We start from the raw sequence: 21,414 nt of genomic DNA on the forward strand, positions 1-21,414 counted from the left end.
TGCCTTCGGGATGCCCGGCGCAGCCCCTTCGGTCCAGTATTTCCTGCAAAGTTTGGACTCGGCGGTGAAGATCCGCAGGGGATACGATCCGGAGTGCTCGGCCCGCTGCTGCCGGGACGAGCGGCTCGCCGGGCTCGGCCGGCAAGGACGACGAAGGGGACCGCCAAGCGTGTGCGATCTGCATCGACCCTCCCTCTCACGGCGACTCTCACGGCGCGGCCTGTTGACGGCCGTCGCCGTCGGCACCCTGGCCGGCGCGTCCGCACCGCCGTTTCGCGCCGAAGCAGCTTCCGACGGGGCCCGGTCGAAGGCCATCACGCCCGAGGAGGCTCTGGCTCGGCTGCTCGACGGCAACGGCCGCTACGCGGCCAACGCGCCCGCCAACAGGGATTTTTCGGCCGGTCGTGCGGCGCGGGCCGCGGCTCAGCATCCGATCGCATGCATCGTCGGCTGCGCCGATGCCCGGGTCGCCCCGGACTTCATCTTCGACCAGGGACCGGGCGACCTGTTCGTCGTCCGCGTCGCCGGCAACTTCGTCAACACCGACGGCCTCGCCAGCCTCGAATACGGCGTGTCCGTCCTGGGCGCCCCGTTGATCCTGGTCCTCGGCCATTCCGAATGCGGGGCCGTGAAGGCGACGATCAACGTCATGCGGACCAAGGCCGTGCTTCCCGGCCATCTCCCGGTGCTGGTCGACGCGATTCGGCCCGCGGTCGATCTGGCCGCGAAGGCGCGGGCGCAGGATCCCCTCGCCGAGGCCATCGCCCAGAACGTCCGGCACACCGTCGGACGGCTGGAGCAGTCCGGGCCGATCATCGCGGAGGCCGTCGCCGCCCAGCGGGTGAAGGTCGTGGGCGGCTTCTACGACATCGCCACCGGCAAGGTCGCGCTCCTCTGAGAGGACGGACGCGCATCGACGATCGGGCCGGCGCCTTGCCAATGACGGGCCAGCCTCGATAAAGCCCGCCGGCACGTCGAGACCAACCCGCGAGACCGTCATGGCCAGCTACAAGCTCCTGCTCCTCCCCGGCGACGGGATCGGTCCGGAGGTGGCGGCCGGCATGCAGGTCGTGCTCGAGGCGCTCAAGGAGACCGGTCTCGCGACCTTCGAGACCGAGACCGACCTCGTCGGCGGCTGCGCGCTGGATGCCCATGGCAGCCCGCTCGCCGACGCGACCCTGCAGCGCGCCAAGGATGCGGACGCGATCCTGCTCGGCGCGGTCGGTGGGCCGAAATGGGCCGGCGTCGCCTACGAGAACCGCCCGGAGGCCGGCCTGCTGCGCCTGCGCAAGGAACTCGACCTCTTCGCCAACCTCCGTCCGGCGATCTGCTACCCGGCCCTGGCCGAAGCCTCGGCCCTGAAGAGGGAACTGGTCGAGGGCCTCGACATCATGATCGTCCGGGAGCTCACCGGCGGCGTCTATTTCGGCGAGCCGAAGGAGATCACCGTTCTGGAGGACGGCTCCAAGCGGGCGGTGGATACCCAGGTCTACACCACGGCCGAGATCGAGCGGATCGCCCATGTGGCCTTCGACCTCGCGGGCAAGCGCTCGGGACGGGTCGCCTCCGCCGAGAAGCACAACGTGATGAAGTCCGGTGTCCTCTGGAAGGAGGTCGTCACCAAGGTCCATGCGGAGCACTATGCCGACCTCCAGCTGGAGCACATCCTGGCCGACAACTGCGCCATGCAGCTGGTGCGCCGGCCGAAGCAGTTCGACGTGCTGGTGACCGACAACCTGTTCGGCGACGTGCTCTCCGACATCGCCGCCATGCTCACCGGCTCCCTCGGCATGCTGCCCTCCGCCTCGCTCGGCGCGGTCGATGCGGGCGGCCTGCGGCGCGCGCTGTACGAGCCGGTCCACGGCTCGGCCCCGGACATCGCCGGCCAGGACAAGGCGAACCCGATCGCCATGATCGGCTCGCTCGCCATGTGCCTGCGCTATTCCTTCGGCCTCGGCGACGCCGCCGACGCCCTCGACGGCGCCATCACCGACGCCCTGTCGGGCGGTGCGCGCACGGCCGACATCGCCGGCGAGGGCACGAACCCGATAGGCACCCGGGCCATGGCGGCGGCGGTGGCGGACGCGCTCCGCGCGCGCGTCGGCTGAGACAGGACTTCGGCGCGTCTCAGCATCGGGGTCGGTCCCCAGCCGCGTGTTTCGACGCATGGCGGCCGGGCCCGACCTTCGCTATGACGCGCCCATCGAGGAATGGGAGCGTCATGAAGGCCGGAAACGGGGCGTCTGAGCGCGCGAGCGCGGATTTCGGCTTCGAGCGCGTGGCGCTCGACGAGAAGCAGGGGCGCGTCGACAGCGTCTTCCACTCGGTCGCCCGCCGCTACGACATCATGAACGACCTGATGTCGGCGGGCCTGCACCGGGCCTGGAAGGCGCAGCTCGTCTCGATGCTGCGGCCCTCCCAGAACCGGGCCTTCGCGCATCTCGATGTCGCCGGCGGCACCGGCGACGTGGCCTTCCGGGTCCTGGCCGCGGGCGGCCCCCGCACCCGGGTCACGGTTCTCGACATCAACGAGTCGATGCTGCGCGTCGGCGCGGAGCGGGCCCGGGAGCGCAAGCTCGACGAGGCCGGCGACCGGATCGCGTTCGTGACCGGGAACGCCGAGGCGCTGCCCCTGCCGGACGCGACCTTCGACGCCTACACGATCGCCTTCGGCATCCGGAACGTGCCGCGGATCGAGACGGCGCTCGCCGAGGCGCGGCGGGTGCTGAAGCCCGGCGGGCGCTTCCTCTGCCTGGAATTCTCCGCCGTCGACATCCCGCTGCTCGACCGGATCTACGACGCCTATTCCTTCAACGTGATCCCGCGCATCGGCGCCCGGGTCGCCGGGGACGCGGAATCCTATCGCTACCTCGTGGAATCGATCCGGAAGTTTCCGACGCGCGGCGCCTTCGCGGGCATGATCGAGCGTGCCGGCTTCCGGCACGTCACCGACCGGCCGCTCACGGGCGGGATCGTGGCGATCCATTCGGGCTGGAAGGTCTCTTGACCGCCGCCGTGCGCGACGGGAGCCAGCACCGGTGATCAGCGCCGCCATCAACCTGTTCCGCGGCGCGCGGGTCGGCTTCGTGCTGGCCCGCGAGGGCGCCCTCGCCTTCGCCGATCCCGCGGAGCTGCCGCCGCATCTGCGGCTCGCCCTGCGGCTCGGCCGCTCCCTCGAGCGGCCGGGTCTCGACGACGGCGCCGCTCGGCTCTCGGCGGCCATGACCCGCCTCGGCCCGTCCTACGTCAAGTTCGGGCAGTTCCTGGCGACCCGGCCCGACATCGTCGGCATGCGGGCGGCCTTCGACCTGGAGAAGCTGCAGGACCGGGTGCCGCCCTTCCCGCAGGAGGTCGCGCTCCGCACCGTCGAGACGGCGCTCGGCAAGCCGGTCAGTCAGCTCTTCGTGTCGTTCAGCGAACCGATCGCCGCCGCCTCCATCGCGCAGGTCCACAAGGCGATCGTCCAGGATGCGGACGGCACGCAGCGCGCGCTGGCCGTGAAGGTGATGCGGCCGGGCGTCCGCGAGCGCTTCATGCGCGACCTCGAGGTCATGCGCTTCATGGCCCGGGTGGTGCACGCCCTGTCCCCGCAGGCGGAGCGGCTGCGTCCCCGCGAAGTCGTGGAGATCCTCGCCCGCTCGGTGCTGATGGAGATGGATTTCCGCCTGGAGGCGGCCGCCGCCTCCGAGCTCGCCGAGAACACCAAGGACGATCTCGACTTCCGCGTGCCGAAGCCCGAATGGGAGCTGACCGCCCGCGAGGTGCTGTCGGCCGAGTGGATCGAGGGCACCCGCCTGCACAGCGCGGCGGAGATCGCCGCCCAGGGGCACGACCCGCAGACCATCGGGCGGACCGTCATCCAGAGCTTCCTGCGGCACGCGATCCGCGACGGCTTCTTCCACGCCGACATGCACCAGGGGAACCTGCTGGTGGACGCCGAGGGCCGCCTGGTGGCGGTGGATTTCGGCATCATGGGCCGCCTGGGCCCGAACGAGCGCCGGTTCCTCGCCGAAATCCTGCTCGGCTTCATCCTGCGCGACTATCGCCGGGTGGCGAAGGTCCATTTCGAGGCGGGCTACGTGCCGGCCCACCATTCCGTGGAGGATTTCGCGCAGGCGATCCGGGCGATCGGCGAGCCGATCCACCAGCGCCGGGCCGACGAGATCTCGATGGCCAAGGTCCTGACCCTGCTGTTCGACGTCACGGCCCTGTTCGACATGAGCACCCGCACCGAGCTGGTGATGCTCCAGAAGACCATGGTGGTGGTGGAGGGCGTCGCCCGCTCCCTCGACCCGCGGCTCGACATGTGGACCACGGCCGAGCCGGTCGTGCGCGCCTGGATCGCCCGCAACATGGGTCCGGTCGGCCGGGCGCAGAGCGGCCTGGAGGCCCTGCGGGTGGTCTCCGACGTGGTCGGCGACATTCCGGATCTCGCCATGCGGTTGAAGCGCGTGCTGGTGCGCCTCGACGAGGCCGGAACGGGCGATGCCCGCCGCCTGGAGCGCTTCGCCCGCAACGAACGCTATCGGGCGATCTGGTCGACGCTGGCTCTCTGGGCGATTGCCGCCGGGGCGCTGATGCTGGCGTTCCGCGGGGGGTGAACCCGCACCGCGGGTCCACGCGACGGGGGTGATCGCACGGTCCCGTCGGGCGCTGCCGGGTCGGCTCGCCCGGCTCGTGTTGCGGTTTCCCGGTCAGTCCGCGCCGTCCATCGTCGGGACCAAGGCCCGCAATTCCCGGGCAAGTTCGCCGAGACCGGTCGATCCCTTGGCGAGCACCCGGTCGGCCTGACCGGCCAGTCGGCGCCGGTCCTCGGCCGTGATGTCCTTGGCGGTGAGCACGACCACCGGCACGTCGCGGCTGTCCGGGCGCGCCCGGAGCGCCCGCAGGAAGGCGAAGCCGTCCATCTCGGGCATCATCAGATCCAGCAGGATCAGGCACGGCCGTTCCGATTCGAGGGTCGCGAGGGCGCGCAGGCCGTTCTCGGCCTCGCGCACCGGGAAGCCCTCGCGCTCGAGATAGGCGCAGACATGGCCCCGAACGTCCGCCTCGTCCTCGACGACGAGGATCGGCCCGCTACCGGCCGTCGGCCGGAAGCGGTCGACGATCTGGCGCAGACTTCCCCAGTCGATCGGCTTCTGCAGGTAGTCGGTGGCGCCGAGCGAGAAGGCGAGGTTCTGCTCGTCCAGGACCGTCACCATCACGATCGGTGTCGCGCCGATCTCGGGATCGGCGCGCATGGCCCGCAGCACTGCCCAGCCGTCCATCTGCGGCATGGTCACATCGAGGAGCACCGCCCGCGGGTGCAGGCTGCGGGCGAGATCGAGCCCCCGCCGCCCGTCCTCGGCGACCGTTACCGAGAAGCCCTCGCGCTCCAGGAAGCGGGCGAGCAGATCCCGGGTCGCGGCGTCGTCGTCGATCACCAAGATGGTTCCGCGTTCGCCGGGACCGGCGGCGCTGTCCGCATCCGCTTCCTCCGCCGCACCGGTCTCGAAGCGGACCGGCAGGGTCAGCGTGAAGGTGGTGCCCTCCCCTTGCCGGCTCTCCACGGCGATCGCGCCGCCCAGCATCTCGGCGAAGGCACGGGTGATCGCGAGGCCGAGCCCGGTCCCGCCGAAGCGGCGCGTCGTCGAGGCGTCGGCCTGGGTGAAGCGCTCGAACAGCCGCCCCACCTGCTCTGGTGTCATCCCGATCCCGGTATCGGTCACGGAGAAGCGCATCGTCGTGTCGGCCCGGGCGACCGACAGGGTGATCCGGCCGTTCTCGGTGAACTTCGCGGCGTTGCTCAAGAGATTGATCAGGCACTGGCGCAGCTTGGTGACGTCGGTGTGGGCGCTGCCCAGATCCGCCTCCAGCGCCAGCGCCAGGGTGTTGCCCTTCTTGGCGATCAGACCTTCGACCGTGACGGCGACCTCCTGCACCACGGTGGCGACGTCGAAATCCTCGGCGTAGACCTCGACCCGGTCGGCCTCGATCTTGGAGATGTCGAGCACGTCGTTGATCAGGCCGAGGAGGTGCCGGGCGTTGGTCTCGATCTTCTTCATGTCGGCGACCAAGTCGGCCTCGCCGATATCCTCCAGCTCCTCCTGCACCATCTCGGAATAGCCGATCACCGCCGAGAGCGGGGTGCGCAACTCGTGGCTCATATTGGCCAGGAACTGGCTCTTGGCGGCGTTGGCGGCCTCTGCGGCGGCGCGGGCCGCCTCGATGGCGGCCTCGGCCTCCTTGCGTTCGGTGATGTCCGTATGGGTCCCGACCCATTCGCGCAGGGTGCCGTCGGATTCGAGGATCGGAACGGCGCGCACGCTCATGTGCCGGTATGCCCCGGAGGCCGCGCGGATCCGGTGCTCCGTCGCGTAGGGCTCCAGGCTGCTCAGGGCGCGGGACCACGCGGCCCGGGTGTGCGGGCGATCCTCGGGATGGACCGCATCCAGGAAGCCGAGCCCTGCATAGGCGGCCTCGTCCTGACCGGTGAAGCGGCTCCAGGCCACCTGGCGTCGGTGCAGGCTGCCCTCCGGGTTGGCGGTCCAGACGATGGCCGCGCTGGCCTCGATCAGCGAACGGAACCGCTCCTCGCTGCGGCGCAGACGGGCCTCGGCCAAATGGCGGATGGTCTCGTCGACCACGACGAGGCCGACGCCCTCCACGTTCTCATCGGTCGCGGCGCTCTCCACGCCCCGGAGCGGGTAGAAGCTCATCGAGAAGTGGCGGACACCGCCGGGAGCGGAGGGAGCCGGCACGGCCACCGGGACGTTCGGCGAGACCAGGCCGTCCTTCAGGGCCGCGGCGAGCTTCAGGGCGAGTTCTTCCCGGAGGGTCGGAAGCATGGCCCAGATCGGCGCGCCGAGATCGGCCCCGAAGCCGCGTTCGCTCATCGTGGCGAGCGCCCGGTTCATGTGCCGGATCTTCAGGTCGCGGTCGAGGAAGCCGAGGCCCACCGGCGCGTTGGCGAGCACGCCGTCGAGCAGGCGCGACATGCGCAAGGATTCCTGCCGGCGCACCAGAGCGAGGCGGGCGAGCAGCACGATCGCGCCCAGCGCCGCCGCCCCCGAGAGCAGGAACAGCAGGAGCCCGCGCCAACCCTCGATCGCCTGAAGGGTGGCGAGACGCTCCAGCGTCGCGGCCTGACGGGCTGCCGCCTCGGCGCGGATCGCGTCCATCAGCTGCTTGCCTTCGCCGGTGCGGACCAGCTCGATGGCCGGCTCGAACCCCTGATTGCGCCGCGCCGCCACGACCCGGGCCGCGAAGTCCCGCTTCTGCGCGATCAGTCCGGCGAGCGAGGGGCCGCCGGCGCGGACCGGATCCTGCGCGGCCGAGCCGAGGCCGGCGAGTTCCGTCTCGATCTTGGTGAGGGCGCTCGTGTAGGGGGTGAGGTAATCCTCGCTGCCGACCAGGACGAAGCCCCGCTCGCTCGTCTCCAGGTCCTTCACCTCGGAGATCAGGCGCTCGATCCCGGCGACGGTGTCGTTCGCGCGGGCCGTCGCAGTCCGGTCGGCCTCGCCGGTGAGGTAGTTCGCCGTGCCGCTGCCCAGGGCGACGACCAGCAGGACGAAGGCCGCCGGGGAGCCCAGGAGCCAGCCGAGCGGGCCGGCGCTGCGCCAGTTCCGCCGACGCAAGGAGAAGATCGATCCGACGCGAGACGGGGCGCTCACGTCTCCACCAGCCCGGTGCTGGCACCCGACGCCTCGGAATCGGGCCGGCCGTGCGGCTGGGCGAGGTATTCCCGCGACCGCATCTCGATGAGGCGCGAGACGGTCCGGTCGAACTCGAAGGCCTCGCGGCCGCTCTCGGCGGTGTAGAGCTCCTGCGCGTCGGCGTCCGCGGAGGCCACGAGCTTCACGTGCCGGTCGTAGAGCGTGTCGACCAGCGTGATGAAGCGCTTGGCCTCGTTCCGGTCCGCCTCTGCCATGACCGGGATCCCGTCCAGAATGACCGTGTGGTAGGCGCGGGCGAGCGCCATGTAGTCGGAGGCGCCGAGCGGCTTGCGGCAGAGATCGTCGAAACCGAACCGGGCCACGCCGGTCGCCTGCTCGGGGACCTCCACGGCCCGGCCGTGAACCGTGACCGTCGCCGGAAGGCCCCGGACCTTTCCGGTCAGTCCCTTGAAGGCGGCGTCGAGGGCGGCGCGCGCCTTGGCGTCGGCGGGAACGTGATAGACGGCCGCGCCGCCGAGCTTCTCCAGTCGGAAGTCGGTACGGGCGTCGAGCCGGACGACGTCCACGCGCTCCTTCAGGGTCGCGACGAACGGCAGGAACAGCGCCCGGTTCAGCCCGCACTCGTAAAGCCTGTCCGGCTCGACGTTCGAGGTTGCGACGATCGTGACGCCCCGCCGGAACAGGTGGTTGAACAGGCGACCCAGGATCATCGCGTCGGCGATGTCGGTGACGGTGAACTCGTCGAAGCACAGCAATGTCGCCTCGTCGGCGAGCTGGTCGGCCACCGGCCCAATCGGGTCGTCGCCCTTGACGGTGCCGGCCTTGAGCGCCTGCCGGTAGGCGTGGATGCGTTCGTGTGCGTCAGCCAGGAAGCCGTGGAAATGGACCCGCCGCTTCGGCTCGGGGGCCGCCTCGTGGAACAGGTCCATCAGCATGGTCTTCCCGCGCCCGACCGAGCCCCAGACGTACAGGCCCCGGATCGGTTCGGCTTCGTCCTTGCGCCGGAACAGCCAGCCGAGGGCGCTCGTCTTGCTGGCGCGCTTGCGACGCTGCAGGTCCAGGACCAGGCGGTCGAGGGCGCGCACCAGATGCCCCTGGGCCGGATCGCGCTCGATCGCCCCGGTGGCGACCAGGGCCTCGTAGCGCTCGTGGACCGGCCCAGGCGAGACCGCGCTGGCCCGCGCCGCCGGCGACGGGGCGATGTGCTTGCCGGATCTGTCGTTCACGCCGCCGGTTCCTCGCTGCTGGTCGCGGCACCGGTTCGGCACCCCCCGCGCCCGCGTCGGCGGTCAACGACCCGGGACCTGTTCCAGTGCCGCGCAAGCTCGGCCTGAATCAACCCCGCGGCTGAACAGTCGCAGGAAAGCGTCCCATCGGCCCTGCGCATGGCAGATCCGCGGAGGGGCAGCCAAGCGTTTCGCTGCATTGCACAACGACTTTGAGGATGCGAGATCCGCTCCGTCTTTGGGAGGAGCGTCCGGATCTCCCTGCGCGGCACCGCGCACGAACCGGAGCTTCATCATGGCGGCACAAGCCCTCGAGGGTCTGGCCCACACCGTCCGCCGTCTGTGGCCGGCCGACCGCACGGCGGTCCTGAACTATTTCCTGCGGCTGGATCCGGAGACCCGGGCGAGCCGCTTCATGGGCAATGTCAGCGAGGCCGGGGTCCGGGCCTACGCCACGCAGGTCCTGATCGCCGAGGGCGTGATGTACGGCGCGTTCGTGGGCGGCGCGCTGCGCGGCCTCGGCGAATTGCGGCCCATGGGACCGGGTGCCTCGCGCTACGTCCTGGGGCCGCATGCCGAGGCGGCCTTCGCGGTGGAGCGGGCATTCCGTCGGCGCGGCATCGGCGCCGCCCTGTTCGCGCGGATCGCGCGCTCGGCGCGGCATCGCGGCGTCGTCGATCTGCACGTGCGCTGCCTGTCGGGGAACGGACCGATGCTGCGGCTCGCGGCCAAGCACGGGGCGGCCCTCCAGCACGAGGGGCGTGAGATCGAGGGCGCCCTCCACCTCGCGCGTCCGACGCCGTTCTCCCTCTGGTACGAAGGGATCGCGGAGGCTTTCGACTTCACCCTGGCGGCAAGCTTTCCGGAGCAGATGCGGCCCCCAGCCTGAATCCGCGAGCGCCGTCCACGCGGAGAGCCCGCGCGCTCACCCGGCGGCGTCGCCGACGAGCGCGAAGGTCAGGAGATCGACCGACCGTGCCCCGCCGCGCAGCAATGCCCGAGCGGCGGCGTTGCCCGTCGCGCCGGTGGTCATGACGTCGTCAACGAGGAGGATCCGGCGCCCGCGGATCCGGTGCTGTTCGGCGGTTGCCACGCGGAAGGCGCCGCTCAGGTTCTCGGCGCGGGCCGCACGGCTCAAACCCACCTGGGACCGCGTCGCGCGGACGCGCACGAGCGCCGTGGCGACGAAGGGAAGCCCGGCCGATCGGGTAATCACCCGCGCCAGAAGGGCGGATTGGTTGAACCGCCGGCGCCACAGGCGTCCGCGGTGGAGCGGTACCGGGACCACGCAATCGGCGTCGGCGATCAGGGTTCGGCCGCTCGCGGCCATCATCCGGGCCATGACGCGGTCCAGATCGAGGCGGTCCTCGTATTTCAGGCGATGGACGAGGCGGCGCGCCACCGCATCGTACAGGGCTACAGACCGGGCACGCTCGAAGACCGGCGGCTCGGCGATCGCCCGGGGTGAGAGCAACGGGCCGACCCCGAGATCGACCGCGAACGGCGTCCCGTAGCGTTGGCAGACCGGCTCCTCGATCAGCCGCAGGCTCGACCAGCAGGCCGGGCACAGGGCGCCGGGATCCGCGGTGGCGCCGCCGCAGCCCGCGCAGGTGGGCGGATAGATCAGCGAAACGACCCCGCGCGGCAGTCCGCGCAGGGTCCTTGCGACGGCCTCGAGAGCCGTCATGCGGCGGACGCGCCGCCCGAATCCGCGCTTCTACTGAGCCGAGACCGGGCGCGCCTGCGGCGCCATCTGCTGCTGCTGCATCTGGCGGTCGCGGGCGTTGGCGCGGTGACGGCCGATGGCGCAGCCGGCCGCAGCGCCGACGAGGCCGTGATGGCCGGCATAGTGCCCCGCGATGCCGCCGACGATGGCGCCCTTGATGCAGCCCTTGGCTTCGGCGCCGCCGGCGGCCGCGAGGGTGGTGAGGGCCACGGCGGCCCCGACGAGCATACGCTTCATGATCAATGCTCCATGACGAATCTCGGCCGTTTGAGCCGGTTGCAGCAGGAACAGCGACGCTGCCGAGTCGTTCCGACATTCTAGCGCGGCTCACGGATCCGTGCGCGCGGCCGTGCGAGAGGTGGCGCGGGACGGCTTCAGATGCCATCTCCCCCGCGATGGATGCTCCCTCCGCCCTGTTCGACACGGCCCTCGCCCGCCGCCGCCTCGCCCGAGCCCAGGGCCGCGGCTACGCGGGCTTCCTCGTCGATCGGCTCGCCGAGGATCTCGATGACCGCCTGGGGGCGGTCCTGCGCCGCTTCACTTCGGTGCTCGACCTCGCGACGCCCGTCCCGGTGGCGGCCCGGATGCTCGCGGCCCGGTATCCGGAGGCGCGGCATCTCCGTCTCGCGGCCCGGCCCGAGACGGGCGGCGGCCTGATCGTCGGCGACCCGGAGGCGCTGCCGCTGGCGGCCGGAAGCCTCGACCTCGCCGTCTCGCTGCTGAGCCTTCACGCCGTGAACGACCTCCCGGGCACGCTGATCCAGCTGCGCCGCGCCCTGCGGCCGGACGGGTTGTTCCTCGGCTGCCTGCTCGGCGGCGCCACCCTGACCGAGCTGCGCCAGAGCTTCGCCCAGGCCGAGAGCGAGGTCGAGGGTGGGATCAGCCCGCGCGTGGCGCCCTTCGCGGCGGTACGTGAGGCCGGCGGGTTGCTCCAGCGGGCCGGTTTCGCCCTGCCGGTGGCGGATACCGACACGCTGACGGTCCGCTACGCCGATCCGTTCGGCCTGATGCGCGATCTGCGCGCCATGGGCATGACCAACGTGCTCACCGAGCGGCGGCGGACGCCGCTACGGCGGGCGACGCTCCTGCGGACGGCCGAGATCTATGCCGAGCGGTTCGCGGATCCGGATGGGCGCGTGCGGGCCACCTTCGAGGTGCTGTGGCTTTCGGGCTGGGTCCCGCACGAGACCCAGCAGAAGCCGCTTCGGCCCGGGACCGCGAAGACGCGCCTCGCCGACGCGCTCGGAACCGTCGAGTTGAAGCCCGAGGGAGGGAGCACGCCATGAAGGTGCCTGGACCGGACCACCCGATCACCATCGAGCCCGAGCCCCGCCGCGTCCGCGTCGTCGTGGCGGGTGTCGCGGTCGCCGAGAGCCGGAACGCCCTCCGGCTGCAGGAGGCCCAGTATCCGCCGGTCTTCTACGTGCCGCGGAGCGACATCCGGGCCGATCGCTTCGTCGCCTCGTCGCGCACCACACACTGCCCGTACAAGGGCGACGCCCACTATTTCGACCTCGTTGTCGACGGTACCCGGCGTCCCGACGCGGTCTGGAGCTACGGGGACCCGTACCCGGCCGTCGCGGCGATCCGGGACCACGTGGCGTTCTATCCGGACCGGGTCGACGCCATCACGCTGGAGGACTGAGCCGGTCACCCGCCCGGTTTACCCGATTCAATCCCGGACGAGGCTCCAGAACCCGTGCTTGCGGCCGTGCGCCTGCCGCAGCGCCGCGCGGTAGGCCTTCGGATCCGGCTCGGCATCGCCGGCCGCAAGGCGCCCCGCCAGGGCGTCGAGTTCCGCGAGGTAGCGCGCCCCATGCGGGTAGGCGGCGCTGCGGCCGCCCTCGAGGATGGAGTCGAGGAGCCGGCGATACAGGATCGTGGCCGCCCGGGGGTGTGCCAGGGCGAGCGCCTCGGCCGCCGGCGCCAGCACCGCGTACTGGTCGCCCTGCCAGATCCCGGGCCTCGCGACCACCAATGCGGCGGCGCGGCGAAGATCCGGCCAAGCCGTCAGGAAGGTCAGAGCCCGGTGCGGCTGCGGGAAGGCCTCGGCATGGTCGAGGGCGCGTTGGAGCGCCTCCTCGTCCTCGAAATCCGGAAGCTTGGCGAGGAAGGTCCGCAGCATCGGCGCGTCGAGTTCCCGCTCGAATCGCGTCCATCGGAGGAGCTGTGCCTCGTCGGACCGGCCGAGGGCATCGAGGATCTCGATCTCCAGCGCCTGCCGTTCGCGCTCCGGCCCGCGCGTATCGAATCCCGCGATCAGATCTGCCCGCGTCGCGATGCGCAATCCCGGATCCTGCATGCGCCGGATCCAGTCCAGCGCCTCTTCCGCCCGTCCGGCGGCGAGGAGGCGCCGGGCAATCTCGACGCGGTTCTCCCGCCCCGGCAGCACCGTGCGCTCCAGGGCGATGAAGGCGTCCGGATCGCCGCGCCGGTCGGCTATGGCCTGCCGGAGGCGCAGGATCTGGATCCGGGCGGCCTGCCGATGATGCGTCGCCTCGCGGCGCGGATCGCCGCCCGTCGGCATCGCGGCGTCGGCCGCGGCGAGCCTGTCGTCGATCTCGGCAAGGGCCGACTCGAGCAGCGTCGGGATCATGTCCCCGAGGACGAGTCCCAGTGGACCGAACGGATCCGCCGCGAAGGGCTCGACGAGGCGTGCCGCCAACCCGGCGGCCTCCGCCGGAGGCAGGTTGCCCGCGATCTCCACGAAGGCCGTCGATGCGCGATCGAACACGCCCTGCACCGCGCCGGTGCTGTCGTCGACACGGTTCAGGACCGCGTCGGCACCGTTGAGGAAGCGCCTCAGGCGATCGAGGGCGGCGCCCGCATCGAGGGGGCGCAGCTCGTCGAGGATCACCGTCACGGTGGCGTTGAGATCGGCCGCGAAGGTCCGTCGCTTCTGCCAGTCGATATAGCCCTGGGCCCCCTCCAGGGCCGTCAACCGCCGGTCGACGATGGCCGCCACGGCGTCCGGCCCCTGGAGGGAAGCCAAAGCGGCGCTCACCAGCTTCTTGAAGGCGGGATTGCGCGCGGTCTCGCCGAGGATCAGCCCGATCAACCGGTCCGGGCCGAGCGCCGCCAGCGTTTCCGGCGACGGTGTCGTGCGGCGCACGCCCTTCGGGAGGGCGGGCGCCTTCCGGCGTCCCTGCGGCGGCGGTTCCGGTGTCACCCGCCGCGCGCGCGCCACGATGGCCTCCATCGATGGTTCGGGTTCCACACGGCCGTCCCGTCCGCGCCGGCTACTCCACGACGCGGGCGCGGGGCCGATCGCTGCCCTGGGCGGTCTCGTCGTGCCAGCCGCCGGCCTGATCCTGGTAGCGGATGCCCTCGGTCGAGCCGGGGACCTGCTGCTCTGCCGCCGCGGCCTGGGCCGCTTGCAGCGCCTCTTCGCGACTCGGGAAGGTCTCGGAAAAGACGTCGCCGACCTTGTAGGCGAACCCGCCGTCGTGCTCGACGATGCGATAGGTAACCTCAGACATCACGCCTCCTGTTCACGCCCGGCATTGTTGAGCGCGAACCCGCCGGATGTGCTGGGGGTTCCAGGCGTGGTGCGTGGCGGCCTCCGATCCGCCGGAAAGTGCCGCTATCGGCAGCGGATCCCGATATCCAGACGATCCCGATGCAGCTTCGCCCGCTTCTCGCCCTCGCCCTTCTCCTGGTCGCCCGGCCCGCCAGCGCCGAGGAGGGGTTCCTCGACAAGCTCTTCGGCGGTTCCGGGCGCGGGACGCCGCCCAATCCGTTCGCCTCGAACTACCCGTCCGCGCCGCCCTCCGCGGAAGAAATCCGCGCCGTGCGGGCGCGGCGGGACGTGCGCGACGAACGCGGCGTCCGGCGCGGCCCGCTGCCTCCGGGCCGCATCCCGGAGGAGTGAGGCTCAGGCGTCGCCGACGACTCCGGCCGCGTCCTGGGCCTGAAGCACGTCCGGGCGCGGCATCGAGATGATGTTGTAGCCGGCATCCACGAAATGGACCTCGCCGGTGACACCGCCCGAGAGCGGCGACAGGAGGTAGAGGGCTGAGCCGCCGACATCCTCCAGGCTCACCGTGCGCCGCAGCGGCGCATGGGCCCGCTGGTGATTGAACATCAGCCGCGCGTCGGCGATTCCGGCGCCCGCCAGCGTCCGCATCGGGCCGGCGGACAGCGCGTTGACGCGGATCCCGTCCGGACCGAGATCGCTCGCGAGGTAGCGGACGGACGCCTCCAGCGCCGCCTTGGCCACGCCCATCACGTTGTAGTTCGGCATGACCCGGGTCGCCCCGCCGTAAGTCAGGGTCAGCAGGGACCCGCCCTGCGTCATCCGCTTGGCCGCGCGCTGCGCGATCTCGGTGAACGAGAAGCACGAGATCGTCATCGTCCGCACGAAATTCTCGCGGGTGGTCACGTCGACGTAGCGGCCCTTGAGCTGCGCCTTGTCGGAGAAGCCGATGGCGTGGACCACGAAGTCGAGGCTGCCGTCGAATCGCGCATCGAGGGCCTCGAAGGTCGCATCCACTGAGGCGAGGTCCTCGACGTCGCAGGGCAGGACGAGATCCGAATCGAGCTTGGCGGCTAGCGGTGCCACGCGGCGTCCCAGAGCCTCGCCCTGGTAGGTGAAAGCCAGGCGCGCGCCCTGGGCGTGCAGCGCCTTTGCGATACCCCAGGCGATCGAGTGATCGTTCGCGACGCCCATGATCAGGCCGCGCTTGCCTGCCATCAATCCCGTCATGCCGACTCACATCCTGACCAAGCACGCCGCCCCTACCAGGCGGGGACGGTCCGCGATCCGCGCAAGCGAACCGCCAAAGGGTGCCTTAGCGCGGCTCGCCGTGCGTTCCAAACCGGTCGGCGGTCGGACGGCAGGCAAAAAAAAGCCCCGCCTGTTGGCGGGGCGTTCCTGGCAGGGCGGCCGAACTTAGAAATGGCCGTCCGTATGCGACTGCGCCTCGTCGATGAGGGCCTGCTTCGCGTAGATCGCGGCGCAACCGGCGATGACCAGTCCGCTCAGCGTTCCGAAGATGAAAGTCCCCATTGCCACCACCAGATCTCAACATCCAGTAAACGCCGACCTCAAGCCGGCGGTTCCCTTCAGTAATCAGGCGTCGACGTGCTTCAGGACCAGGGTCGCGTTGGTGCCGCCGAAGCCGAAGGAATTCGTCAGCACGTGCCCGAGCTGCGCGTCGTCCCGACGCGCCCGCAGGATCGGCATGTCGGCGAAGGCGGGATCGAGTTCGTCGATATGCGCGCTCTCGCAGATGAAGCCGTTATTCATCATCAGCAGGCTGTAGATCGCCTCCTGCACGCCGGTGGCGCCGAGCGAGTGACCGGTGAGCGACTTCGTGGCGGCGATCGGCGGGCATGCGTCGCCCCGGCCGAAGACCTCGCGGATCGCCTCGATCTCCTTGTCGTCGCCGACCGGCGTCGAGGTGGCGTGCGGGTTGATGTAGTCGATCCGCGCGCCCTTCAGGCCTTCCATGGCCTGCCGCATGCAGCGGACGGCCCCTTCGCCCGACGGCGCCACCATGTCGTGCCCATCCGACGTGGCGCCGTAGCCGGCCACCTCGCCGTAGATCCGGGCGCCCCGCGCCTTAGCGTGCTCCAGCTCCTCGAGGACCAGAACGCCCGCGCCGCCGGCGATGACGAAGCCGTCGCGGTTGGCATCGTAGGCGCGGGAGGCCCGGGACGGCGTGTCGTTGTACTTGGACGACATGGCGCCCATGGCGTCGAACAGCACCGAGAGGGTCCAGTCGAGGTCTTCGCACCCACCCGCGAAGATGATGTCCTGCCGCCCGCCCTGGATGATCTCTGCGGCGTTGCCGATGCAGTGATTCGACGTCGCGCAGGCGGAGGAGATCGAATAATTCACGCCGCGGATCTTGAACCACGTCGCCAGGGTCGCCGAGGCGGTGGACGACATCGCCTTCGGCACCGCGAACGGGCCGATGCGCTTGGGGCCCTTCTCCCGGGCGATGGCGGCGGCCTCGACGATCACCCGGGTCGACGGACCGCCCGAACCCATGATGATGCCGGTGCGCTCGTTCGAGATGTCGCCCTGTTCTAGACCCGCGTCCCGGATCGCCTGATCCATGGCGACGTGGTTCCAGGCGGTGCCGCCGCCGTGGAAGCGCATGGCGCGCCGGTCCACCACGCCTTCGGGGTCGAGGGTCGGCGCGCCCGAGACCTGGCTTCGGAAGCCGTGCTCGGCGTAGCTGGCGTCGCGCGCGATGCCCGAGCGGGCTTCGCGCAGGGAGGCGAGCACCTCCTGCGTGTTGTTGCCGATGGACGAGACGATGCCCATCCCGGTGATGACGACACGGCGCATGATGGTGACACTACCTCCGTCGCGGCCTCGGTCGCCCGGGCCACGTACCGGTCAGCTAAGGTGACGCGGACACAATCTCAACCACCGAGATCGTCCGGCGTTGCGGCCGAGCCGCGAACCGGACGCCCGGCCGACGCGATTCAGCTCTGGAACAGGCCGACCCGCATGTCCTGAACCTGATAGACGCGCTCGCCGTCCGCTTCGAGCCAGCCGTCGCCGATGCCGAGGACGAGCTTGCCCTGACGGACGCGCTTCACGTCGACATTGTAGACCACCTTCTTCATCGTCGGCAGGACCTGGCCGGCGAGCTTCACCTCGCCGACGCCGAGGGCGCGGCCACGACCCGGCGAGCCGAGCCAGCCGAGATGGAAGCCCAGCATCTGCCAAAGCGCATCGAGCCCGAGGCAGCCCGGCATCACCGGATCGCCCTGAAAGTGGCAGGGGAAGAACCAGAGGTCCGGCCGAATGTCGAGTTCGGCGGTCACGTGGCCCTTCCCATGGGCGCCACCCTCGGCCGCGATGGACGTGATGCGGTCGAACATCAGCATCGGCGGAAGCGGCAATTGCGCGTTCCCGGATCCGAAGAGTTCGCCGCGCCCGCAGGCCAGAAGATCCTCGTAAGAATAGTGCGACCGGCGGTTCGCGTCCTGCGCTTGTGTCTCGGCGTCTGGCGGCATTGGGTTGGCTGTTTCCTCGGATGTGCGCGATCTTCACGTCGCGGGCGACTATACTCGGCCCGTCGGCTGGCGCGCGGGTTAGCACGGGGCGTCGCGCCTTCAAAGCCTGCGGCCGCAGGCATGCGGCAACGCTCGGGTTGCGACAGCCTGACCACTTCAATATACTCGGGCGACATCCGTTCCTTCAGGCCCCTCGTCGAGCGTTCAGTCCAGCGATGTCCGAACCGGTGCCATTCCAGGCCGTCTTCAACGGCCGGGTCCCCGCCCCCCAGTTGGAGGCCAACGGGACTCCGCGGCGCGGGTGCCCGCTGTCCGACCTCCGCGACCGCCTGCGTCGGGCCGGCCTGCGGCCGACGCGGCAGCGTCTCTCCCTCGGCTGGCTTCTGTTCGGCCGCGGCGACCGCCATCTCACGGCTGAGATGCTCTACGACGAAGCGATGCGCGCCAAGGTGCCGGTGTCGCTGGCGACGGTGTACAACACCCTCCATCAGTTCACCGAGGCGGGGCTGCTGCGCCAGCTCGCGCTCGACGGGTCGAAGGCCTATTTCGACACGAACCCGACCGAGCACCACCATTTCTACCTAGAAGACGAGAGCCAGGTCATCGACATGCCGGATTGCGGCATCACGGTTGATTCGCTGCCCGAGGCCCCCGAGGGGATGGAGATCGCCGGGGTCGAGGTGATCGTACGCCTGCGTCGCAGCCGGCCGGCGGGCCGCCGCCAGGGCTGACGCCGCGGTACGTCTGAAGGAATCATCAGGATCGTCGCAAAGGCCCGGATTCGTCCGGGCCTTTGCGTTTGCGCTCGGTCGCGCGACACCGGAGCGCCGGCCATTCCGGTCGGGGTGCGGCGATCGGTGCCGGCATCGGATACCGTCTGCTGCGCGGTCCCGGGATGGGAGTGTCCGTGCCGGCCGGCATCGCCCGACGGCGATGATCGCGCCGAACGCTACTCCACGACCTCGTTCGGATAGACGCCCCACAGGCGGTTCTGGCGGATATAGCCATCCACGTCCCGCTTGTTCGGCAGGGCGACGATCAGGCGGCACCACGTGCCGGTGCAGCTCTTGACGCTGCCGATCACCCCGGTCTGAAGCTTGGCCTCGTCCTCGGCGCCGTCGTCGGCCTTCGCGCGCAGCGATACGGCAGCCTTCTCGACGCCCTTGTCGGGGCCGGCATTCACGATGGCAGTCCGGCGGCCGGACAGCAGGGAGTGCAGCACCCAGCCTTCGGTCCCCTCCGAATCGCGGATCCGGCGCCAGGTCTCGAACTCGCCGATGATCTCGACGGGCAGGCCGGCCCGCTGGAAAACCCAAAGGGTGCGGTGATCCTTGGAGGGGCCCTCGCGGAGGTTGACGCGATCGGTCTTCAGGCTCGCGTAGCGCGGCAGCGGCAGCTTGGTCACCGGTCCGACCCCAGCCTCGGGGCCTGCGGGCGGCGCCGCCCGGGCACCGGTCGCGAGGCCGCCGGCCAGCATCGCCACGACGGCGAAGCTGAGGCGTGACACGCGCATGGTCGTCTCCCTATCCAGACGTGGCGTTGGTGGGCGCCGGACCTGTCGAAAGCAGGGCCGGTTCGACACGCGGACCGGGCCGCATCCGATTGTGTTCCGGCCCACCTCTGGTAGAGAGGCCGATGGGTCGGAACTGGCTCCGGAACCGGCGCCTCGTGACCGATCCTGTCTGGCCGAGTTCGGTTAACGGACGCTTGCGGGAAGCGGTTCGGGCGGAAGCCGCCGGGCGCGTGCCGCAATCAGGGCCGCGGGGCTGACGGGGAGAGAGACGTGTCGAAGCGCAAGCCGCTGGTGGTCGTGACGCGGCGCCTTCCGGATGCCGTCGAGACGCGGATGCGTGAGCTGTTCGACGTCAGGCTCAATGCCGACGACGCTCCGCTGGCGGCGGACGATCTGGCGGCCGCTTTGCGCGAGGCCGATGTCCTCGTCCCCACTGTCACGGACGAGATCGATTCCGGCCTGATTGCCCAGGCCGGACCGAACCTTCGGCTCATCGCCAATTTCGGTAACGGCGTCGATCACATCGACGTGGCGGCGGCGCTGGAGCGCGGCATCACGGTCACCAACACGCCCGGCGTGCTGACCGAGGACACCGCCGATATGACGATGGCGCTGATCCTCGCGGTGGCCCGCCGGGTGACCGAGGGCGCGCGGATCATCCCGGATGACGAGTGGACCACGGGCTGGTCGCCGACCTGGATGCTCGGCCGGCGCATCACCGGCAAGCGGCTGGGGATCGTCGGCATGGGCCGGATCGGCCAGGCCCTGGCCAAGCGCGCCCGCGCCTTCGGCTTGCAGGTCCATTACCACAACCGCCGCCGGGTGCCCGCCGCCATCGAGAGCGCCCTCGACGCCACGTACTGGGAATCCCTCGACCAGATGCTGGCGCGCGTCGACATCGTGTCGGTGAATTGCCCGCACACGCCGGCCACCTACCATCTGCTCTCGGCGCGGCGCCTGAAGCTGCTCAAGCCCGAGGCCATCGTGGTCAACACCGCCCGCGGCGAGGTGATCGACGAGAACGCCCTGGCGCGCCTGATCGAGGGCGGCGAGGTTTCGGCGGCCGGCCTCGACGTGTTCGAGCAGGAGCCCGCAGTCAGCCCCCGGCTCGTCAAGCTCGCGCGCCAGGGGAAGGTCGTGCTCCTGCCGCATATGGGTTCGGCAACCTATGAGAGCCGCACCGACATGGGCGAGAAGGTCATCATCAACATCAAGACCTTCATGGACGGCCACAGGCCGCCGGACCGCATCCTGCCCAGCATGCTCTGAGCAGCGCTGCGCCTTCGAAGGGCCTCAGGCCGCCAGCGGCTTTCTGGCGGCCTCGACGCTTTGGAACAGGCGCTCCGAGGTCGGCGCGAGGAAAGCGAAGCCGCATTCCGGGCTCTGATCGGAGAGGTCCTTCAGATCGGAATGGCCGACGCACAGCACCTTGCCCGGCTCCGCGCAGACCGCGAGGCGGTGCGCGCGTGCACCGGCGACGGAAGGCCCAATTCGCCCACGACACTGCCCGCGCCCGCCGCGAGACCGACTTCCGGAACCCGGAAGACGCCGCTCTCGATGCGGCAGATGGCCGGCCGTGTTTCCCTGGGGCAAGGCGCGGAGCCGGCGAACGGGATGGTTCGATCGCGCGGCGTGGACGGCCGGTCCGGAAGCGCAGAGGGTCCGCACGGGCGGTCTTGCCGCGATCAGAGGGCGTCGCCGGTCACCGCCTGGGGCTTGGCCATGCCCTGAACGCCCTGGAACAGGCGTTCGCTTGTCAGCTTCAGGAAGTAGAACCCGAATTCAGGGTTCTGGTAGTAGAGTTGCTTCACGTCCGAATAGGACACGCACAGCGCGTGACCCGCCTCGACGCAGACCAACGACGCGGTTCGGGCATTGCCGGGTGACAGCAGACCCAGCTCGCCGACGATCCCGCCCTTGCGCACCTCGAGGCCGACTTCCGGGATCCGGAACACGCCGCTCTCGATGTAGTACATCTCGTCGGCGAGATCCCCCTTGCGGAACACCACCTCGCCGACACCGAACGGGCGCCGCGAGCCGAAGGGCCGCAGCCATTCGAGGGACAGGTCGCCGTCGGCGGCCGTCTCAACGTCGCGGACGAGGCGCATCATCTGCCAGAGCCGATAGGCGTTGAAGGGCATCTGGATCAACTCGGTGAGCACCACCGGCATGCTGCCGATCAGGATGCCGTAGGTGATCACGGCACAGCTTGCGCAGAGCGAGATGATCCGCAACGGAATCATCGTGCTCATGGCCGTCGCCGAAATGGTCAGCGCCGTCCCGAGATAGCCGATGCCCTCGACCCAATCCATGGCCGCC

The 21,414-nt window shown here is 70.5% G+C and carries 23 protein-coding genes; 10 read left to right on the plus strand and 13 right to left on the minus strand.

The features are described 5' to 3' along the window. Window positions 1-169: 169 nt before the first annotated feature. The 4 genes from GGQ91_RS05535 (at window position 170) to ubiB (ending at window position 4,601) form a co-directional block, all read left to right on the plus strand. A complete protein-coding gene (locus GGQ91_RS05535; protein ID WP_182591560.1) occupies window positions 170-898 on the plus strand; it encodes a carbonic anhydrase in 729 nt (242 codons plus the stop codon). 100 nt (window positions 899-998) lie between these two features. After that, window positions 999-2,108, plus strand: a complete 1,110-nt coding sequence (gene leuB / locus GGQ91_RS05540; protein WP_043380654.1) for a 3-isopropylmalate dehydrogenase — start codon at window positions 999-1,001, stop codon at window positions 2,106-2,108. 113 nt (window positions 2,109-2,221) lie between these two features. Further along, window positions 2,222-3,007: a bifunctional demethylmenaquinone methyltransferase/2-methoxy-6-polyprenyl-1,4-benzoquinol methylase UbiE gene (gene ubiE / locus GGQ91_RS05545; protein ID WP_043345890.1), complete on the plus strand. Its 786-nt coding sequence runs from the start codon at window positions 2,222-2,224 to the stop codon at window positions 3,005-3,007. Between the two features lie 31 nt (window positions 3,008-3,038). After that, the gene (gene ubiB / locus GGQ91_RS05550) at window positions 3,039-4,601 is read left to right on the plus strand and encodes a 2-polyprenylphenol 6-hydroxylase (RefSeq protein ID WP_043345888.1); all 1,563 of its coding nucleotides are present in this window, start codon (window positions 3,039-3,041) and stop codon (window positions 4,599-4,601) included. A 93-nt stretch (window positions 4,602-4,694) separates the two neighbouring features. Here the strand turns inward: ubiB and GGQ91_RS05555 are convergent, their stop codons facing one another. Then, entirely contained in the window at window positions 4,695-7,652 is a 2,958-nt protein-coding gene (locus GGQ91_RS05555) for a response regulator (RefSeq protein WP_182591561.1), read from the minus strand. Continuing rightward, the gene (gene zapE, locus GGQ91_RS05560) at window positions 7,649-8,881 is read right to left on the minus strand and encodes a cell division protein ZapE (RefSeq protein ID WP_043380664.1); all 1,233 of its coding nucleotides are present in this window, start codon (window positions 8,879-8,881) and stop codon (window positions 7,649-7,651) included. The genes GGQ91_RS05555 and zapE overlap by 4 nt, the downstream gene beginning before the upstream one ends. Window positions 8,882-9,176: 295 nt before the next feature. On the opposite strand from zapE, the gene GGQ91_RS05565 reads away from it, so the two are divergent. Then, window positions 9,177-9,770, plus strand: coding sequence for a GNAT family N-acetyltransferase (locus GGQ91_RS05565; RefSeq protein WP_043353315.1), 594 nt, complete (start codon window positions 9,177-9,179; stop codon window positions 9,768-9,770). Window positions 9,771-9,806: 36 nt separating this feature from the next. Here GGQ91_RS05565 and GGQ91_RS05570 read toward each other — a convergent pair whose 3' ends face one another. Together GGQ91_RS05570 and GGQ91_RS05575 are read right to left on the minus strand one after the other, a co-directional pair. Beyond that, window positions 9,807-10,568 (minus strand): ComF family protein, encoded by a 762-nt coding sequence (locus GGQ91_RS05570; RefSeq protein WP_182591562.1) that lies wholly within the window; start codon window positions 10,566-10,568, stop codon window positions 9,807-9,809. A 30-nt stretch (window positions 10,569-10,598) separates the two neighbouring features. Beyond that, a complete protein-coding gene (locus tag GGQ91_RS05575; RefSeq protein WP_043355746.1) occupies window positions 10,599-10,844 on the minus strand; it encodes a hypothetical protein in 246 nt (81 codons plus the stop codon). 158 nt (window positions 10,845-11,002) lie between these two features. Between GGQ91_RS05575 and GGQ91_RS05580 the strand changes: the two genes are divergently transcribed. Together GGQ91_RS05580 and GGQ91_RS05585 are read left to right on the plus strand one after the other, a co-directional pair. Beyond that, a complete protein-coding gene (locus GGQ91_RS05580) occupies window positions 11,003-11,893 on the plus strand; it encodes a methyltransferase domain-containing protein (protein ID WP_043380670.1) in 891 nt (296 codons plus the stop codon). Further along, window positions 11,890-12,252 (plus strand): DUF427 domain-containing protein, encoded by a 363-nt coding sequence (locus GGQ91_RS05585; RefSeq protein WP_043380672.1) that lies wholly within the window; start codon window positions 11,890-11,892, stop codon window positions 12,250-12,252. Before GGQ91_RS05580 ends, GGQ91_RS05585 begins: the two co-directional genes overlap by 4 nt. A gap of 27 nt (window positions 12,253-12,279) precedes the next feature. Here GGQ91_RS05585 and GGQ91_RS05590 read toward each other — a convergent pair whose 3' ends face one another. Together GGQ91_RS05590 and GGQ91_RS05595 are read right to left on the minus strand one after the other, a co-directional pair. After that, on the minus strand, window positions 12,280-13,794 hold the full coding sequence (locus GGQ91_RS05590) for a DUF6880 family protein (protein WP_043380828.1): 1,515 nt from the start codon (window positions 13,792-13,794) through the stop codon (window positions 12,280-12,282). A 52-nt stretch (window positions 13,795-13,846) separates the two neighbouring features. After that, on the minus strand, window positions 13,847-14,086 hold the full coding sequence (locus GGQ91_RS05595) for a hypothetical protein (RefSeq protein ID WP_020092122.1): 240 nt from the start codon (window positions 14,084-14,086) through the stop codon (window positions 13,847-13,849). A gap of 140 nt (window positions 14,087-14,226) precedes the next feature. On the opposite strand from GGQ91_RS05595, the gene GGQ91_RS05600 reads away from it, so the two are divergent. Then, window positions 14,227-14,478 carry a hypothetical protein gene (locus tag GGQ91_RS05600; protein ID WP_043380675.1) on the plus strand — a complete coding sequence of 84 codons (252 nt, stop codon included), beginning with the start codon at window positions 14,227-14,229 and terminating at the stop codon, window positions 14,476-14,478. A gap of 3 nt (window positions 14,479-14,481) precedes the next feature. Here the strand turns inward: GGQ91_RS05600 and fabI are convergent, their stop codons facing one another. From fabI to fabA, 4 genes are all read right to left on the minus strand, one after another. After that, window positions 14,482-15,312: an enoyl-ACP reductase FabI gene (fabI, locus tag GGQ91_RS05605; RefSeq protein ID WP_182591563.1), complete on the minus strand. Its 831-nt coding sequence runs from the start codon at window positions 15,310-15,312 to the stop codon at window positions 14,482-14,484. 186 nt (window positions 15,313-15,498) lie between these two features. After that, a complete protein-coding gene (locus GGQ91_RS28370; RefSeq protein WP_257787406.1) occupies window positions 15,499-15,621 on the minus strand; it encodes a hypothetical protein in 123 nt (40 codons plus the stop codon). A gap of 57 nt (window positions 15,622-15,678) precedes the next feature. Next, window positions 15,679-16,905: a beta-ketoacyl-ACP synthase I gene (gene fabB, locus GGQ91_RS05610; protein ID WP_043380680.1), complete on the minus strand. Its 1,227-nt coding sequence runs from the start codon at window positions 16,903-16,905 to the stop codon at window positions 15,679-15,681. Window positions 16,906-17,045: 140 nt separating this feature from the next. Next, complete coding sequence (gene fabA, locus GGQ91_RS05615; RefSeq protein WP_043355013.1) at window positions 17,046-17,582, minus strand: 3-hydroxyacyl-[acyl-carrier-protein] dehydratase FabA; 537 nt, start codon at window positions 17,580-17,582, stop codon at window positions 17,046-17,048. Window positions 17,583-17,797: 215 nt separating this feature from the next. Between fabA and irr the strand changes: the two genes are divergently transcribed. After that, window positions 17,798-18,313, plus strand: a complete 516-nt coding sequence (gene irr, locus GGQ91_RS05620; protein ID WP_012319639.1) for a Fur family transcriptional regulator Irr — start codon at window positions 17,798-17,800, stop codon at window positions 18,311-18,313. Between the two features lie 218 nt (window positions 18,314-18,531). Here irr and GGQ91_RS05625 read toward each other — a convergent pair whose 3' ends face one another. Next, entirely contained in the window at window positions 18,532-19,095 is a 564-nt protein-coding gene (locus GGQ91_RS05625; RefSeq protein WP_043355011.1) for an SH3 domain-containing protein, read from the minus strand. Between the two features lie 270 nt (window positions 19,096-19,365). On the opposite strand from GGQ91_RS05625, the gene GGQ91_RS05630 reads away from it, so the two are divergent. Beyond that, window positions 19,366-20,364, plus strand: coding sequence for a 2-hydroxyacid dehydrogenase (locus tag GGQ91_RS05630; RefSeq protein ID WP_043380685.1), 999 nt, complete (start codon window positions 19,366-19,368; stop codon window positions 20,362-20,364). A 24-nt stretch (window positions 20,365-20,388) separates the two neighbouring features. Here GGQ91_RS05630 and GGQ91_RS28375 read toward each other — a convergent pair whose 3' ends face one another. Continuing rightward, a complete protein-coding gene (locus GGQ91_RS28375; RefSeq protein WP_257791599.1) occupies window positions 20,389-20,523 on the minus strand; it encodes a hypothetical protein in 135 nt (44 codons plus the stop codon). Between the two features lie 257 nt (window positions 20,524-20,780). Next, window positions 20,781-21,407 (minus strand): Crp/Fnr family transcriptional regulator, encoded by a 627-nt coding sequence (locus GGQ91_RS05635; RefSeq protein ID WP_043380688.1) that lies wholly within the window; start codon window positions 21,405-21,407, stop codon window positions 20,781-20,783. Window positions 21,408-21,414 lie beyond the last annotated feature (7 nt).

Origin of the sequence: Methylobacterium fujisawaense (genome assembly GCF_014138435.1) — a bacterium.
GTDB lineage: Bacteria > Pseudomonadota > Alphaproteobacteria > Rhizobiales > Beijerinckiaceae > Methylobacterium > Methylobacterium fujisawaense.

Coding starts and splice junctions, on each gene's coding strand:
- leuB (WP_043380654.1), top strand. CDS start 999: ATGGCCAGCTACAAGCTCCTGCTCCTCCCCGGCGACGGGATCGGTCCG.
- ubiE (WP_043345890.1), top strand. CDS start 2,222: ATGAAGGCCGGAAACGGGGCGTCTGAGCGCGCGAGCGCGGATTTCGGC.
- GGQ91_RS05565 (WP_043353315.1), top strand. CDS start 9,177: ATGGCGGCACAAGCCCTCGAGGGTCTGGCCCACACCGTCCGCCGTCTG.
- GGQ91_RS05570 (WP_182591562.1), bottom strand. CDS start 10,568: ATGACGGCTCTCGAGGCCGTCGCAAGGACCCTGCGCGGACTGCCGCGC.
- GGQ91_RS05575 (WP_043355746.1), bottom strand. CDS start 10,844: ATGAAGCGTATGCTCGTCGGGGCCGCCGTGGCCCTCACCACCCTCGCG.
- GGQ91_RS05580 (WP_043380670.1), top strand. CDS start 11,003: ATGGATGCTCCCTCCGCCCTGTTCGACACGGCCCTCGCCCGCCGCCGC.
- GGQ91_RS05585 (WP_043380672.1), top strand. CDS start 11,890: ATGAAGGTGCCTGGACCGGACCACCCGATCACCATCGAGCCCGAGCCC.
- GGQ91_RS05595 (WP_020092122.1), bottom strand. CDS start 14,086: ATGTCTGAGGTTACCTATCGCATCGTCGAGCACGACGGCGGGTTCGCC.
- GGQ91_RS05600 (WP_043380675.1), top strand. CDS start 14,227: ATGCAGCTTCGCCCGCTTCTCGCCCTCGCCCTTCTCCTGGTCGCCCGG.
- fabI (WP_182591563.1), bottom strand. CDS start 15,312: ATGACGGGATTGATGGCAGGCAAGCGCGGCCTGATCATGGGCGTCGCG.
- fabB (WP_043380680.1), bottom strand. CDS start 16,905: ATGCGCCGTGTCGTCATCACCGGGATGGGCATCGTCTCGTCCATCGGC.
- fabA (WP_043355013.1), bottom strand. CDS start 17,582: ATGCCGCCAGACGCCGAGACACAAGCGCAGGACGCGAACCGCCGGTCG.
- irr (WP_012319639.1), top strand. CDS start 17,798: ATGTCCGAACCGGTGCCATTCCAGGCCGTCTTCAACGGCCGGGTCCCC.
- GGQ91_RS05625 (WP_043355011.1), bottom strand. CDS start 19,095: ATGCGCGTGTCACGCCTCAGCTTCGCCGTCGTGGCGATGCTGGCCGGC.
- GGQ91_RS05635 (WP_043380688.1), bottom strand. CDS start 21,407: ATGGATTGGGTCGAGGGCATCGGCTATCTCGGGACGGCGCTGACCATT.